This is a genomic window from Clostridioides sp. LIBA-6622, from assembly GCF_056716095.1.
In genome coordinates this window covers 4,113,301-4,127,446 of record NZ_CP196998.1, presented here as the reverse complement: position 1 = coordinate 4,127,446, position 14,146 = coordinate 4,113,301, and the positions used below count along the sequence as shown (strand labels likewise).

Genomic DNA, 14,146 nt, shown 5'->3' with positions numbered 1-14,146 from the left:
TTGTAGGAGGCCTATTATATGAAAAATAAATCAAGTTTTAGACAAACTGTAGTTATTAATACAGTTAAAAATATCCCCATAATTCTTATCAAATCAACTGTAGCACTAATGATGCCACTATACCTAATTTATTTTGTAGTATCTATGATTGTAAATCTAATAGTAAGTAAGTTAGTAGAGAAAATGCAAGCTAGAAAATATACTAATTACAATATAGAAAATGGATAGAAAGAAAAAAGAAATATTAACACTATCCATAGGGATTGCTTTATTACCTCCTTTATGGGCAGTGTTAGCACCTTACATAGGAATAAAAACTGGCGCTGTAGCATTAATTTGTGCAGGATTATATGTAACTAATGGTAATAAACAAAAAGATGGATTAAAAATAATGCTTGGTTTTTGGTGTGGAGATTTGTGGGCAATATTGGCTATTTTAATTATGGAATATATAAATCTCAATCAAAACCTAGAATTATTTTTAACGCTTAGTATTTTAGGATTCTTTGCAGTTATAATTGCATCTTTATTTGAAAAAATAATTTTCTTACCATCATGGCTTTGTGGTTGGGCGATAGGTCTAACTATTATGACAGGTGAAAGTCTTGTTAACTTAGAGGGCATTTGTATTCAAATTGCTGTAGCTATGGCAGTAGGAGTGTGGTATGTGGGAGCAGGTGTAGATTTGTTTACTAGGGGTATTTTAAACAAAGATAAAACAACGGAAAATTGAAGCATGTGAATATAATTTGATTATAGGAGGGTGTTTATGGGATTTGAATTTAAAATAATGAGAAGTTTAATATATGTAGGGCTTGCTAAAGAAGAATATAGACCCAAATTAATGGATTGGTTATATCGCTATCATATTCCAGATAGTATTAGTAATTTTGGACCATACTGTACTAAATATGCTTTTTATCAGGCATATCCTACACCAAATGAAGGAGAGCGTTTTGGTGTACGTAAGATGCAATTAACAGAGCATTATTGGCTTGTGGATGAACATATGCCTGAAATGGCAAATAGAATTATGACAGAATACATGCCTATGGATGTTCTTCGTTGGCAAGGATGTATACCAGATGTGGAGAATAAAAAGGTTCATAAGAATGCAGAAAGTGGAGATGTAGGACGTGCAGTAGGTGGTGACAATGGATGTCCACCATTTATATTTGCTTTTGTTCCAATAAACTGGGAAGAAGATTTTAGAGGAAAAGGACGTACTGTACAAGATGGACCAAACTATCGTTGGCAATTTATGATTAAGTATCCAGATGGGATTTCAAAAGAAGAAGGAGAAAAATGGTTCTATGATGAGATAGTTCCATACTTTACGAACTGTTGCTATATTAATCGTTTTGTTAGCAGTAAAATCACGATTAACTATGGAGCAACTGCCTTTGACCGTGTAATAGAACTATGGTTTGAAGGAGAAGAAGAGTGGTATAAAGCTGTAGTTGAAGATGCAAAAGCATTTATTAAAAAGCCAGAATGGGCACAAGAAGAGGAGTTTCCATATTTAAAACCACAATTTAATATCGCATCAGTATTCTTAGGTGATATAGCAACTATGGATGCATATTCACAGTATCGCGGATATATCCCAATGAGATAAAAATTAAATGTGTGTATGAGTATCTTAAAGTAAAGAATCATTATTAAAAATATGTAGACAGTATATAAGATTGTATTTACTTTTTATGGTAAAATATAAAGAAATTTTAAAATAACATCCAAGGAGGAGTAAATATGGTTTTATTGGTAGTCGATACACAAAAACTAATAACGAACGAAAAGTTATATAATTTTAATGGGTTTATAGCAAATGTAGAAAACTTAATTGATAAAGCTAGAAAACGTAACATAGAAGTAATATATGTACGTCATGATGATGGGGCTGAAAATGAGTTAACTAAGGGTAAACGCGGTTTTGAGATATATGAAAAATTTAAACCATATGATAAAGAAAAAATATTTGATAAGAAAGTAAACAGTGCTTTTAAGAGAACTGGTCTATTAGAATATTTAACTAATAAGGGTGAAAAAGATATAATTATCGTTGGTCTTCAAACAGACTATTGTATCGATGCAACTATAAAATGTGGATTTGAACATGGTTTTAATATAATAGTTCCAGTGTATTCAAATACAACTATTGATAATTCATTTATGTCAGCAGAACAATCATATAAATACTACAATGAATTTATATGGAATGGAAGATATGCAGAATGCATTTCATTGGATGAAACATTTAAAAGAATGAAGTAAATATAGACTATTTATAATAAAAAGAATTTAACCTACTTGGTTTAAAATATTAAAGTCATAATAAGTATAAATTACTGAATCTTGTATTTAGATAAATTAACTTCAGAAAAAAATACTAGAGTACAAATTAATAAACAAATCTAATGTATTAAAATTATATAAGTAGTGTAAAGCACATCAATTTTATTTTAAATTAATGTGCTTTTTTAGTTGGAATAATATATTAAAATTGAATATAATTTTTATTATTTCAATCACTTTTCTTGTGTTTCTTTACTAAAGAAACCTTTTTTATTTATAAAATCTACAGTTGTACTATAGTATCTGTTTTAGATAAGTATAATTTTTGTCTTAATCTAAAACAAAAGTTATACTTAAATGAAATTGAAAACATTAAAATTCTCCAATAAAATAAATATTGTGGAGGTGATGAAAGAATCCAATGATAATATGAAGACTAATCTTAATAAGAAAGTAGGGATTAACAGTAGTGGATAAAGAAATTGTATCGATTCTCCAGATTTTATTAAATAGCACATTGATTACAACGAATGGATTACAAGAGGAATCTAACTCATCAAAGAGACAAATTACTTATAGAATAAATAAAATCAATGACATGCTTAAAGTAAAAAAAGTACCACTTATATATTTAAGAGCTGATAAAGATATTATCGTTAGAAAAGAAACCAAAAAAGCCATTAAAGAAATTCTAGAAAAAAACTATTCTAAGAATACTTATTACTTTAGTAAAGAAGAAAGACTTTTATATATGTATCTAATGCTTTTTATTAACATGGAGGACATCTCAATTAACCATTTTACAAACTCTATAAAAGTGAGTAGGTCTACTGTAAATCTTGATTTTAAAGATTTAATACCAAATCTTGAAAAAAAGGGTATTGAAATCAAGAATAATCGTATAAGTGGTTATTATTTAGTTGGAAATGAAATGGAAATTAGAAGAGTACTCATTAAGAATATTATAGAAACTTTGTCTAATGAGAAAAGCTCAAGAGTATTTGATATTTTTATTGAAGAATACAATCTAGATAAATTTGAAGAAGCCAAAAAGATTATATTAAAACTCATAAAAAGATACGAAATTAATTTTGTTGAAGATAGATTAATAGAATTTATTTATATATTTATCTTTTTAAAAGCAAGGATGTGTTCGACTAGAATAGTTACTCAAGAAAATATAGATATCCCTAATATTGCAGTCATGAGTTCAATGAAAGAATATAAATTTGCTAAGGAATTGTTAGAAGTATATGAAAGTGAAGAAAATATAAGACCTCATAATATAATGTATATTAGTGCTTGGATTTTAGGTATATCAGTAGGAAATTATGAAGAAGATACAAAAGATAAGGCTGTAATTTCAGAGATTGTAAATAAAATGATGACAAGATTTGGATATTTAAGTGGAGTTTATTATATAAGTCAAGAAAAGATATTTAAACAATTATATTCTCATTTTAGACCAGCCTATTATAGACTTTTATTTAAATTACCTATTTATAATCCAATTTGTGAAAAGGTAAAAGAAGAATATAGATTAGTCTATAGAATTGTAAGTAATGCAATGAAAGAGTTTTGTGGGTTATTTGGAGAAGAAATTCAAGAAGAAGAGTTAGCATACTTAACAATGCATTTTGCAACTCTTTTCTCAAATAAAAAAGAGTTTGATAATTTTAGAAAAAGAATAGCATTAATAGTTTGTTCAAATGGTGTTGGGAGTTCAGCTATTTTACATGCAGAACTTACAAACTTATTTCCTGACTTACATTTTATACCAATGTCAGAATCAGTCGGATTAGAAAATATCAGTGAACCTGTAGACATTGTATTTACTACTAATTATAACACAGAAGGCTTAAAAACAGATGTGCCAGTGATTAAAGTAAGTCCTGTTATGACCACAAAAGAAAAGTATAAGATTACACGTGAAGTGTACCTTCAATTGGGAGATATTTTCTTAAGACAACCTAAAATAGATGAGGTTATGAATATAATAAAAAAATATGCAAAAGTAACTTCTGAAAGTATGCTTTCAAGTGAGTTATTAGCTTATTTTGCACAAATAGAGAATTTTACATCTAAGGAAGGAGATGGGCCTATGCTAAGTGAGATTACTAGTGAAACACTAATAAAATTAAAGGTAAAAGCTATGAACTGGGAGGATGCTATTAGACAATCAGCTTCTGTCTTAGTTGAAAACAATAAAGTAACTGAGGGATATGTCGATGCAATGATTGACTCAGCAAAGATATCTGGTCCATACATAGTAATTACAAAACATGTAGCACTTCCTCATGCTAGACCAGAAGCTGGGTCAAAAGAAATTGCAATAGGTATTGCTACTTTAAATAGCCCTATTGAGTTTGGAAATGATGAAAATGACCCAGTAAAATATGTATTTTGTTTAAGCGCAGTAGATAATAATAGTCATCTACGTGCTATGTCTGAACTGGTTGAATTATTAGAGCAAGATGAATTCTTTAGAGTGTTAGATACTGCTAAAGAAGGCAGAGAAATTATTGATTTTATAAAAAAACACGAATTATAAAGGAGGATTTAATTATGTATAAAATTTTAATCGCATGTAGAGCAGGAGTTGGCTCAAGTTTAATGTTAAAAATAAAGACTCAACAAATTATTAAAGAAAATAACTTTCCAATCGAAGTAGAACATGGTTCATTGGATTCATTAAATGGATTCAATGGAGATGCTATAGAAACATTAATTGATGTTGCTGAAGAATTAAAAAAGAAGAATTTAAAATTTGATATAATTGGAATTCGTAATATTGTTGACCGCAACGAAATCAAGACAGCACTAGAAAAATTTCTTGCTTCAAAAGAGGAATAAATTTAAAAAAAATAGGGAGGAATGTTTATGGAGTTTATTATTAGTTTGTTAAGTACACCTGCTGTTTTGCTTGGTGTAGTTGCATGTATAGGGCTGATTCTTCAAAAGAAATCAGCAGTTGAAGTATTTACTGGGTCTTCAAAAACACTTATTGGATTTCTAATATTTGGTATTGGTGCATCTGCTATGACTGGTGCACTTCAGAATTTCAATAAATTGTTCCAGCAGGGGTTTGGAATTACTGGTGTTATAGCTTCACCAGAAGCAGCTACAGCACTTGCACAAAGTACATACGGTTTTGCAGTTTCATGTACATTAATTCTTGGATTCATACTAAATTTAGTATTTGCACGTATTACAAGGTTCAAGAATATTTTCTTTACAACAGGTCATAGTTTATTCTTTTCTTGTGTATTAGTTTTAATTATGAAAGCACATGGATTCGATAATACAATCACTATTTTAATAGGTGGAGTTATTTTAGGATTTATGTCTGCTGCACTACCTCAATTCTGTCAGCCATTTATGCGTGAATTAACAGGTGGGGATGAACAAGCCATTGGTCACTTCAATATGATTGGTTATGGTCTATCAGGATATATTGGACGTTTATTTTCAAAACATAAAGATGATACAACAGAAACTATAGAATTTCCTAAGTGGTTATCAATATTTAGAGATTTTTTAATGGGTCTATCTATAGTTATGCTAATCTTATTTTATATCGCAACCTTAAAAGCTGGGAAGGATTTTACTCAAGAAATTGCTGGTTCAACACATTGGTTAGTATTTCCACTTATAGAAGCATTTACATTTGTAGCTGGGATGTCAATACTGATGTCAGGTGTTCGTATGTTCTTAGCTGAAATAACTGCAGCATTTGTAATTATTTCAGAAAAATATATTCCAGGTTCACGTCCTGCACTTGATGTTCCAACAGTATTCCCATATGCACCAAATGCAGTTATTATTGGCTTTATTTCAGCCTATGCTGCTGGTCTATTAGCAATTGCTATTATGGCATCATTTCCTAGTATATTTCCTGTAGTAATTATTCCAGCTGCTCATATATGTTTCTTTTCGGGTGGTACAGCTGCAATATTTGGTAATACCTCGGGAGGATGGAGAGGCGCTATTGCAGGGTCATTTGTTGTAGGACTATTACTTGCATTTTTACCAGTTATTTTATATCCAGTTTACGGAACTCTTGGTATAGAGGGTGCGACTTTCCCTAATATTGACTATAACGTAGTTGGTTCAATATTACATAATATTTTACAATTTATAAAACCTATCTAGTCTAAAGTAATAATATAAAAGGCATAGATATGGTCGCCATAATTTAAAGGAGGATAAATCTACTATGGGAAATACACTGTCTGCATTTCTAGACACTCTATCTAATGAAGTATCGGAATTTATTTCATCAATAGATGAAATATCTATAAATAAAGCATGTGATTTGATTTTTGAAGTTGAAAGGAATCATGGACGTGTACATGTGACTGGTATTGGTAAACCAGGGCATGTATCAGGGTATATTTCATCATTACTTTCATCTACTGGAACGCCAGCATATATATTACATGGTACAGAAGCAGTACATGGCTCAAGTGGTCAAGTAGTAGTTGGGGATGTTGTTATTGCAATATCAAATAGTGGTGAGACTCAAGAATTAAAAGCAACTATTGAGACATTAAAAGTAAATGGAGCAAAGATAATTGGTGTGAGTGGTAATACTAATTCATTCTTAAAAAATGTTTCTGATGTATTTTTGTTTGCAGGTGTTAAACAGGAAGGTGATTATCTTAATAAGGCTCCTCGTGCTTCAATTCTTGCGGAAACTATAGTATTACAGTCCCTAAGTGTTGCATTACAATATGCTAAAGGACTTGATGTGCAACAGTATTTGAAGTGGCATCCAGGAGGAAGCCTTGGAAAGTCTATTAGAGAGGAAATGTAATTTTATGAAATATAAAGGTATTATATGTGCTATGATAACACCTTTTGATGAGAATCAAAATATAAATCCAAAGGCAACATATGAGTTAATTGACTATTTGTTAGATAGGGGAGTTTATGGGTTATTTATTTTGGGAACTAATGGTGAATGTCATGTGTTAACAGATGATGAAAAAGTTGAATTTGCGAAAATTGTTATTACTCACACTAATAATCGTGTACCTGTTTTTGTTGGGACAGGTGGAAACTCAACTCGTGAAGTTATAACTTTGTCTAAAAGAATGGAAGAAATAGGTGCAAGTGCATTATCAATTATCACTCCATATTTTGTAACACCAACACAACAGGAATTAATTTTACATTATAAATCTATTGCTGATTCAGTTAATTTGCCTATTATGATGTATAACATGCCAGGTAAGACAGGGATTAATATTGAGCCTGACTCAGTGAGTGAATTGGCAAAGATAAAAAATATTGTTGGTATTAAAGATAGTAGTGGTAAGCTTGACAACATAAAAGCTTATATTGAAGCAACTAAGAGTGAGGATTTTAGTGTATTTTCAGGTTCAGATTCACTTATTCTCGATAGTTTGAAGGCCGGTGGGCAAGGTGCTGTTGCTGCAACAGCAAACTTCATCACAGAGATTGATATTGCTATTTATGAAAATTTTATGAATGGGGATTTAGAAAAAGCTCAGAAAGCTCAAAATAGTATTGAAGAGCTTCGTCACATTCTAAAGCTTGGAACAATTCCATCTGTTATAAAAAAAACTGTTGTATTGAATGGAATTAATGTTGGAACTGCACGATTTCCTGTAACTGAACCAAATAGAGAAGTTCTTGAAGAAATTAAGCAAGTGGTCGAAAATTATAGAATGATGCTTAATAAATATAATTAGAATAGATGACATAGCTAGAAGAAATACGTTTGTATACGATTAATATATATCTTATGAAAAGAAAATTAACTTAATAGAGAAGTAAAATGTTTTGATGAATATAGAGGTGATGATATGAAAAAGATGAATATAACCAAAAGAATGGCAGAATGCGGGGCCCTTGCAATTGTAAGAGAAGAAACACTTAATCGTGCATGTGAAATTGCTGAGGGTTGTATAAAGGGTGGAATAACAGTTATAGAAATGAGCTATACTTTGAATAATGCTGGTGAGATAATTCAAGGACTTAATAAAAAATATGGTGATTCTCTTTGCGTTGGAGCAGGAACGATTTTGGATAGTGAAACAGCTCGTCATGCTATCTTACATGGAGCTCAATTTATTATTGCACCAAATTACAATGAAGATGTAGCAAAAACTTGTAATAGATATCAGATTCCTTATGCTCCAGGATGTACATCATTGACTGAAGCAGTAGATGCCTTAAGTTTAGGAGCAGCTTTTATAAAAGCTTTTCCAATATCCGATTTTTATGGACCTAAACTAGTAAATGTATTTAAAACACCAATACCTGATATGCCAGTTTTAGCAAGTGGTGGAATCAATTTGGATAACTTACATGTATGGTTGGAAAATGGTGTTGATGTATGTGGTTTTGGTGGTCTATTAACTAAAGGTAATATTGAGGATATTGCTGAAAATGCTAAAAAGATTCGTGAAATCATTAAAAATATAAGAAAAGTTTAATGTTGAGGCTGTATCATAGTAGTTTATAATTGCTATGCTACAGCTTCTTTAATATTCATTATATTTTGATTCAAACTATAGATAAAATCAGTAATGCAACTATTAGTTAACAAAATGCAACTATAGAAGGATTGTGAATTAACCAATATATAAATATAATTAAGTTGAGATGAGGTGATAATATTGAATTTTGGAGAAAATTTAAAGAGACTAAGAAAAGAAAGAAATTTATCACAAGAACAACTTTCTGAAATGCTAAATGTATCTAGACAAGCCATATCAAAATGGGAATCTAATAAAACATATCCAGATATAGAGAATTTAATGTTATTAAGAAATATATTTAATATAACTTTAGATGATTTGTTATTAGATGAAAATAAAGATAAAATTGAAAGCATGATTGAATTAAGTAAATTACCTACAAATAGTACAAATTATGATGAAAACAAGTCAGAAGATGAAATATCAGATAATTTCATGATAGGTGGTTTTATAGTAGGAATATCAATTGGATTTATTACAGATAATTTTATGTGGGGAATAGTGGGTAGTTTTATAGGTATGGGAGTTGCTTATTTATTAGAATATATAAATAAAAAGGATATGACAAACTAAATTTAGAAAAACTTTAGTAAAATGTATTATGGCGATTGCAAACTATACATAAGCATGTCTACATTTATAATTAGTAATTAAATTAAAGATAATAGGAATATCAAGAATTTAAATCTTAAGTAAAAGAGTAGTTTGTAAATATAAGTATAATATGATATCATATAGGCTTAAAAGAAATTTTATATAATAAAAAATTTAAAAATAACAAGTGGAGGACATATAAATATGGAAAATTTACCAAATTGCCCGAAATGTAATTCAGAATATACTTATGAAGATGGAACTCTTTTAGTGTGCCCAGAATGCTCTCATGAATGGGCTTTAGAATCAGGAGCAGAAGAAGATTCAAATATTATTAAAGATATAAATGGAAATGTATTAAAGGATGGAGATTCTGTTACAGTAATCAGGGACCTTAAAGTAAAAGGAAGTTCATCATCTATAAAGATTGGAACAAAAGTAAAAAATATACGTTTAGTACAGGACCCATCAGATGGGCATGATATAGAATGTAAAATAGATGGATTCGGGGCTATGAAGTTGAAGTCTTCAGTAGTTAAAAAAGCATAAAATCATGAATAAAGTACTTTATTTATGATTTTATAGTATAAACCACAAGAGTTTATCAAGGAATTAAAGTTTTTTTATCCTTATATTCTCTTGTGGTTTTATTAATATGTAGTTGGAATAACTGACACATTAAATTATAATTAAGAATAAGAAATGTTACATAAGAGGTTGAAGTTTACAATAGTAGCTTGTTAAAAACCATACTGAGGAGGAGAATCGATATGATAAATATACATAAAAAAATATATAATAATAAATTATTTGATGAGTTAAAAATTGATTGTGAGAAGTGTTTTGGACTTTGTTGTTTAGCTCTCTATTTTTCTGCTTCAGATGGATTTCCTGATGATAAAGAATCAGGAAAACCATGTATTAACTTGCAGTCAGATTTTAAATGTTCTGAACATAACAATCTTGTAAAGCGAGGTTTTAAAGGCTGTACTGCATATGATTGTTTTGGTTCAGGTCAAAAAGTAGCACAAGTAACATATAAAGGTAGAGACTGGATGAAATCATCAGAATTAGCAAATCAAATGTCTGAAGTGTTTTTAATAATGCGACAGTTACATGAAATGCTATGGTACCTTAAAGAAGCATCTGTATTAGACATATCAGATAAAGTAAAAACAAAAATTGATTCAATAATTGAGGAAACTGAAAAAATAACTACTATGAATCCAGAACAACTAATTGATTTAGATATAACATCACATAGATTAAAGGTTAATTCGTTATTATCACAAGCTAGTGAAGATGTAATGGAAAAAGTCAAATCTTTTCTTAAAATTTCTAATCCTAAAAATAAGAAGAAATTGAGTAAAAGTATAGATTTAATAGGAGCAGACCTTAGAAAAACAAATCTAATAGGAGCAGATTTAAAAGGAAGATTAATGATAGCAGCAAACTTAAAGGACACAGATTTAAGTGGAGCAAATTTAATAGGAGCAGATTTAAGAGATTGTGATATTAGAGGAGCTAATCTTAAAGATAGTATGTTTTTGACACAATTGCAAGTTAATACTGCAAAAGGAGATTGTAATACGAAATTACCAGCTTCACTAGTACATCCTAAACACTGGAATAAATAATTAAATTAATACATGATTTTACAAAATATGAACTTTTTTGACTCTACTTCATACTATATATTAGAGATTCCTTAGAAGAATTTCTTAATATATAGTAGGGAGAGATAAAAAAATGAGTTATCAAAATTATAAATGTGAAAGAGATTATGTATATGATGATTATAAATATAATGAATGTAATAAGTGCTATAATGATTATGAAGAAATGACACATGTTCATGAATATTCACAAAGTGTTAAGTTAGCAGAAGAGTGTGATGATAGACATAATCATCGTGCAGCAGGGGTTACTGGAGAAGTTATACCAATAAATGGTGGAACAAATCATGTTCATAAAATAAATGATAATGTAGATTTCCTTGACCATTTTCATAAGATATGTGTTACAACAGGTCCAGCTATTAAGATACCTGGAACTAATAAACACGTTCATTTAGTATGTGGAAATACTACTGTTAATGATGGTCACTGCCATAAATTCCTTTTTACTACTCAAATAGAAGCTCCTTTAGTATAACTAATGTGAATCATTGTAGTAAAATTGTTAGATTTCAGTGCATAAATGGTAAAAATGTAGTGAATAATATTTAAATTTAATCAGGGCTATGATATTAACTTTCATAGTCCTTTCTAAATTTTGTATAAACAAACTAGGTAAAATTAAAAATTATATAGAATAGAAAGGAAGTTTTTATGAACTCTGAAATGATTTTTGAAATGGAACAAATAAATTCAAGTGAATCTAAAGAAATGTTGCAAGTCTGGGAATCATCGGTAAGAGCAACACACGATTTTTTGACAGAGAAAGATATTAAATCTCTAATGCCATTAGTTGAAATGGGATTTAAAGAAGTGGAAAATATAGTCATCGTAAAAGAGAATGATATGATAAAGGCCTTTATGGGAATAGAAAAAAACAAAATAGAGATGTTGTTTATAAAAGATGAGTATAGAGGTCGTGGTATTGGAAAACAGCTAATAACATATGCTATAGATAAATATAATGTAAAATATGTTGATGTAAATGAACAAAATAAAAAAGCAGTAGGATTTTATATTCATCTAGGATTTAAAGAATTTGATAGGTCTAAAATAGATGGGCAGGGTAATCCATTTCCAATATTACATATGAAATTAATTTAAATAAAAAATAATATATATTTATAAGATTTATAGGATAAAATACAATAAAAAGATTAAGGGGACACCATGAATAAGAATATTTTAGATACTTTTGTAAAATTAATAAAATATAACTGGAGTACATTAATTACTTTTGAACTATTTCACAAGGGACTGGCTTTGATAATTATATTACCATCAATTAAATTTGTATTAAGCAGCTCTATGAAAAGTGCAAATATAGTTTATTTAAGTACTGATAACATAGGAGAAATATTAACAAATCCTTTATCAATATTATTTGCTATACTTTCAATTGTGATATTAACATTTTATATGTTTTTTGAGTTTACTTCAGTAATTATTTGTTTTGATAAATCGAGAACTTCTAAAAAAATCACATTATACAAACTTGTTAAATTATCTTTACAAAAATCTATAAAAATATTGTATCCCAAAAATCTATTGCTATTTATATTTGTTCTACTGATAATTCCACTTACAAATATAGCCTTAACTTCAGGATTTATTGGAAAGATAAAGCTACCAGAGTATATATTAGAGTATATAAATTCTAATATAGTTCTAAATATAATTTATATGTTTTTAATATTAATATTATATATATCAGTTATTAGGTGGATTTTTAGTATACATGAAATAACTTTAAATACAGACAGTTTTAAAGAGGCTAGGGATAAAAGTATTAATCTTACAAAAGGAAAGGCAATAAAATTAATTTTTTATTCATTAGGAATATCTTTAATAGTAAGTATTACAGGATATATAATATACCATGTTGTTGTTATATTGATAGGAATATGGACAAAAAATTATACTGATGCAAATTTCTTAAAAGATATATTTATTAATAGGTGTATATTGTTTGATGACTATGCGACATTTATTTCTTCAATAGCCATATTTATAATTAGTACAGGATTTATTTCTGCATTTTATTATGAATATAATAATATCAAAACTTATGAAAAGAAATTTGAAAGGCAAAAAAAATCAATAACTCAACTATTGAAAATAACTCTAAAAATATCCATAATTTTATCTTTCTTACACATTGAGTCTATGGCATATTCTTTAAATTATACAGTTTATTCTTTAAATAATGATACTTTAATTAATTCTTCATTTTTTTACAATACAACAGCAACAGCTCATAGGGTATCTTCATTAATTGCTCCAGAAAATACACTAACTGCTTTTAAAGAAACTTTTGTAACCCAAGCTGAGTATGCTGAAATTGATGTGCAGGAAACTAAGGATGGAGAATTGGTTTTATTTCATGATTCTAATTTTGAGAGGGTAACTGGTGTAAATAAAAATGTTTGGGAAGTAAATTATGATGAAATTAAGACATATGATGCTGGAAGCCACTTTAGTTCAGGTTTTGCAGGAGAAAAAATACCAACTCTTGATGAGGCTATGAAGTATTCAAAAGGGAAAATCAAACTTCTAATAGAAATAAAACTTAATGGTCATGAAAAAACTGATGTAGAAAAAAAGGTTTTGGAATTGATTAAGTCAAATAGATTAGAGAATCAATGTGTTGTAGCATCTATGGATAAAGATGTATTAAAAAATGTTAAAAGATTAAATCCAGATATAATAACCTGTTATTTAACAGCTGTTGCATATGGAAACTTTTACAATTGGGACTATGTTGATATATATGGAATAGAATCCACATTTGTAACTGAAAATGTTGTATCTAATATACATCAAAATGGAAAACAAGTTTTTGTGTGGACTATCAATAATAGTGAACTAATGAAAAAAATGATTAATTTAAATGTAGATAGCATAATTACTGATAATCCATTTTTATTAGATGATGTAATTTATTGGCAACAAAATGGGTTTGTTAATAGAATGGCTTATCACTTGTTTGGTGATGATTCTAAAGAAACTATAATTGAAGAAGGTTAAATTTAAAATATATATTGACATTGACTTAGCGTGATTCTATATACT

At 28.7% G+C, this 14,146-nt stretch carries 16 protein-coding genes; all 16 read left to right on the top strand.

Translation table 11 applies throughout. The annotated features are described in order from the left end of the window. Positions 1-18 precede the first annotated feature (18 nt). The 16 genes from ACTG47_RS19265 (at position 19) to ACTG47_RS19190 (ending at position 14,101) form a co-directional block, all read left to right on the top strand. Positions 19-228 (top strand): hypothetical protein, encoded by a 210-nt coding sequence (locus ACTG47_RS19265; protein WP_479925729.1) that lies wholly within the window; start codon positions 19-21, stop codon positions 226-228. Further along, the gene (locus ACTG47_RS19260) at positions 221-733 is read left to right on the top strand and encodes a DUF1097 domain-containing protein (protein ID WP_479925728.1); all 513 of its coding nucleotides are present in this window, start codon (positions 221-223) and stop codon (positions 731-733) included. Before ACTG47_RS19265 ends, ACTG47_RS19260 begins: the two co-directional genes overlap by 8 nt. A 36-nt stretch (positions 734-769) precedes the next feature. Then, positions 770-1,618, top strand: a complete 849-nt coding sequence (locus ACTG47_RS19255) for an acetyl-CoA hydrolase (RefSeq protein WP_479925727.1) — start codon at positions 770-772, stop codon at positions 1,616-1,618. 134 nt (positions 1,619-1,752) lie between these two features. Next, positions 1,753-2,274, top strand: a complete 522-nt coding sequence (locus ACTG47_RS19250; protein WP_479925726.1) for a cysteine hydrolase family protein — start codon at positions 1,753-1,755, stop codon at positions 2,272-2,274. Between the two features lie 490 nt (positions 2,275-2,764). Then, a complete protein-coding gene (locus ACTG47_RS19245) occupies positions 2,765-4,846 on the top strand; it encodes a BglG family transcription antiterminator (protein WP_479925725.1) in 2,082 nt (693 codons plus the stop codon). A gap of 14 nt (positions 4,847-4,860) precedes the next feature. Continuing rightward, positions 4,861-5,148: a PTS sugar transporter subunit IIB gene (locus ACTG47_RS19240; RefSeq protein WP_169469266.1), complete on the top strand. Its 288-nt coding sequence runs from the start codon at positions 4,861-4,863 to the stop codon at positions 5,146-5,148. 27 nt (positions 5,149-5,175) lie between these two features. Continuing rightward, positions 5,176-6,447 (top strand): PTS sugar transporter subunit IIC, encoded by a 1,272-nt coding sequence (locus tag ACTG47_RS19235; RefSeq protein ID WP_169469265.1) that lies wholly within the window; start codon positions 5,176-5,178, stop codon positions 6,445-6,447. Positions 6,448-6,511: 64 nt separating this feature from the next. Then, positions 6,512-7,111: an SIS domain-containing protein gene (locus tag ACTG47_RS19230; protein ID WP_479925724.1), complete on the top strand. Its 600-nt coding sequence runs from the start codon at positions 6,512-6,514 to the stop codon at positions 7,109-7,111. Then, a complete protein-coding gene (gene dapA / locus ACTG47_RS19225) occupies positions 7,083-8,012 on the top strand; it encodes a 4-hydroxy-tetrahydrodipicolinate synthase (protein WP_479925723.1) in 930 nt (309 codons plus the stop codon). Before ACTG47_RS19230 ends, dapA begins: the two co-directional genes overlap by 29 nt. A 114-nt stretch (positions 8,013-8,126) precedes the next feature. Continuing rightward, positions 8,127-8,759, top strand: coding sequence for a beta/alpha barrel domain-containing protein (locus ACTG47_RS19220; RefSeq protein ID WP_479925722.1), 633 nt, complete (start codon positions 8,127-8,129; stop codon positions 8,757-8,759). A gap of 183 nt (positions 8,760-8,942) precedes the next feature. Then, a complete protein-coding gene (locus ACTG47_RS19215; protein WP_479925721.1) occupies positions 8,943-9,377 on the top strand; it encodes a helix-turn-helix domain-containing protein in 435 nt (144 codons plus the stop codon). Positions 9,378-9,602: 225 nt separating this feature from the next. Continuing rightward, a complete protein-coding gene (locus ACTG47_RS19210; RefSeq protein ID WP_479925720.1) occupies positions 9,603-9,947 on the top strand; it encodes a zinc ribbon domain-containing protein YjdM in 345 nt (114 codons plus the stop codon). A gap of 221 nt (positions 9,948-10,168) precedes the next feature. Next, positions 10,169-11,035, top strand: coding sequence for a pentapeptide repeat-containing protein (locus tag ACTG47_RS19205; protein ID WP_479925719.1), 867 nt, complete (start codon positions 10,169-10,171; stop codon positions 11,033-11,035). A gap of 112 nt (positions 11,036-11,147) precedes the next feature. Further along, a complete protein-coding gene (locus tag ACTG47_RS19200; RefSeq protein ID WP_021386546.1) occupies positions 11,148-11,552 on the top strand; it encodes a YmaF family protein in 405 nt (134 codons plus the stop codon). Positions 11,553-11,728: 176 nt separating this feature from the next. Continuing rightward, positions 11,729-12,178: an acetyltransferase gene (locus tag ACTG47_RS19195; RefSeq protein ID WP_479925718.1), complete on the top strand. Its 450-nt coding sequence runs from the start codon at positions 11,729-11,731 to the stop codon at positions 12,176-12,178. Positions 12,179-12,244: 66 nt separating this feature from the next. Next, positions 12,245-14,101 carry a glycerophosphoryl diester phosphodiesterase membrane domain-containing protein gene (locus tag ACTG47_RS19190; RefSeq protein WP_479925717.1) on the top strand — a complete coding sequence of 619 codons (1,857 nt, stop codon included), beginning with the start codon at positions 12,245-12,247 and terminating at the stop codon, positions 14,099-14,101. Positions 14,102-14,146: the final 45 nt, after the last annotated feature.

Coding starts and splice junctions, on each gene's coding strand:
- ACTG47_RS19265 (WP_479925729.1), top strand. CDS start 19: ATGAAAAATAAATCAAGTTTTAGACAAACTGTAGTTATTAATACAGTT.
- ACTG47_RS19260 (WP_479925728.1), top strand. CDS start 221: ATGGATAGAAAGAAAAAAGAAATATTAACACTATCCATAGGGATTGCT.
- ACTG47_RS19255 (WP_479925727.1), top strand. CDS start 770: ATGGGATTTGAATTTAAAATAATGAGAAGTTTAATATATGTAGGGCTT.
- ACTG47_RS19250 (WP_479925726.1), top strand. CDS start 1,753: ATGGTTTTATTGGTAGTCGATACACAAAAACTAATAACGAACGAAAAG.
- ACTG47_RS19240 (WP_169469266.1), top strand. CDS start 4,861: ATGTATAAAATTTTAATCGCATGTAGAGCAGGAGTTGGCTCAAGTTTA.
- ACTG47_RS19235 (WP_169469265.1), top strand. CDS start 5,176: ATGGAGTTTATTATTAGTTTGTTAAGTACACCTGCTGTTTTGCTTGGT.
- ACTG47_RS19230 (WP_479925724.1), top strand. CDS start 6,512: ATGGGAAATACACTGTCTGCATTTCTAGACACTCTATCTAATGAAGTA.
- ACTG47_RS19220 (WP_479925722.1), top strand. CDS start 8,127: ATGAAAAAGATGAATATAACCAAAAGAATGGCAGAATGCGGGGCCCTT.
- ACTG47_RS19210 (WP_479925720.1), top strand. CDS start 9,603: ATGGAAAATTTACCAAATTGCCCGAAATGTAATTCAGAATATACTTAT.
- ACTG47_RS19205 (WP_479925719.1), top strand. CDS start 10,169: ATGATAAATATACATAAAAAAATATATAATAATAAATTATTTGATGAG.
- ACTG47_RS19200 (WP_021386546.1), top strand. CDS start 11,148: ATGAGTTATCAAAATTATAAATGTGAAAGAGATTATGTATATGATGAT.
- ACTG47_RS19195 (WP_479925718.1), top strand. CDS start 11,729: ATGAACTCTGAAATGATTTTTGAAATGGAACAAATAAATTCAAGTGAA.
- ACTG47_RS19190 (WP_479925717.1), top strand. CDS start 12,245: ATGAATAAGAATATTTTAGATACTTTTGTAAAATTAATAAAATATAAC.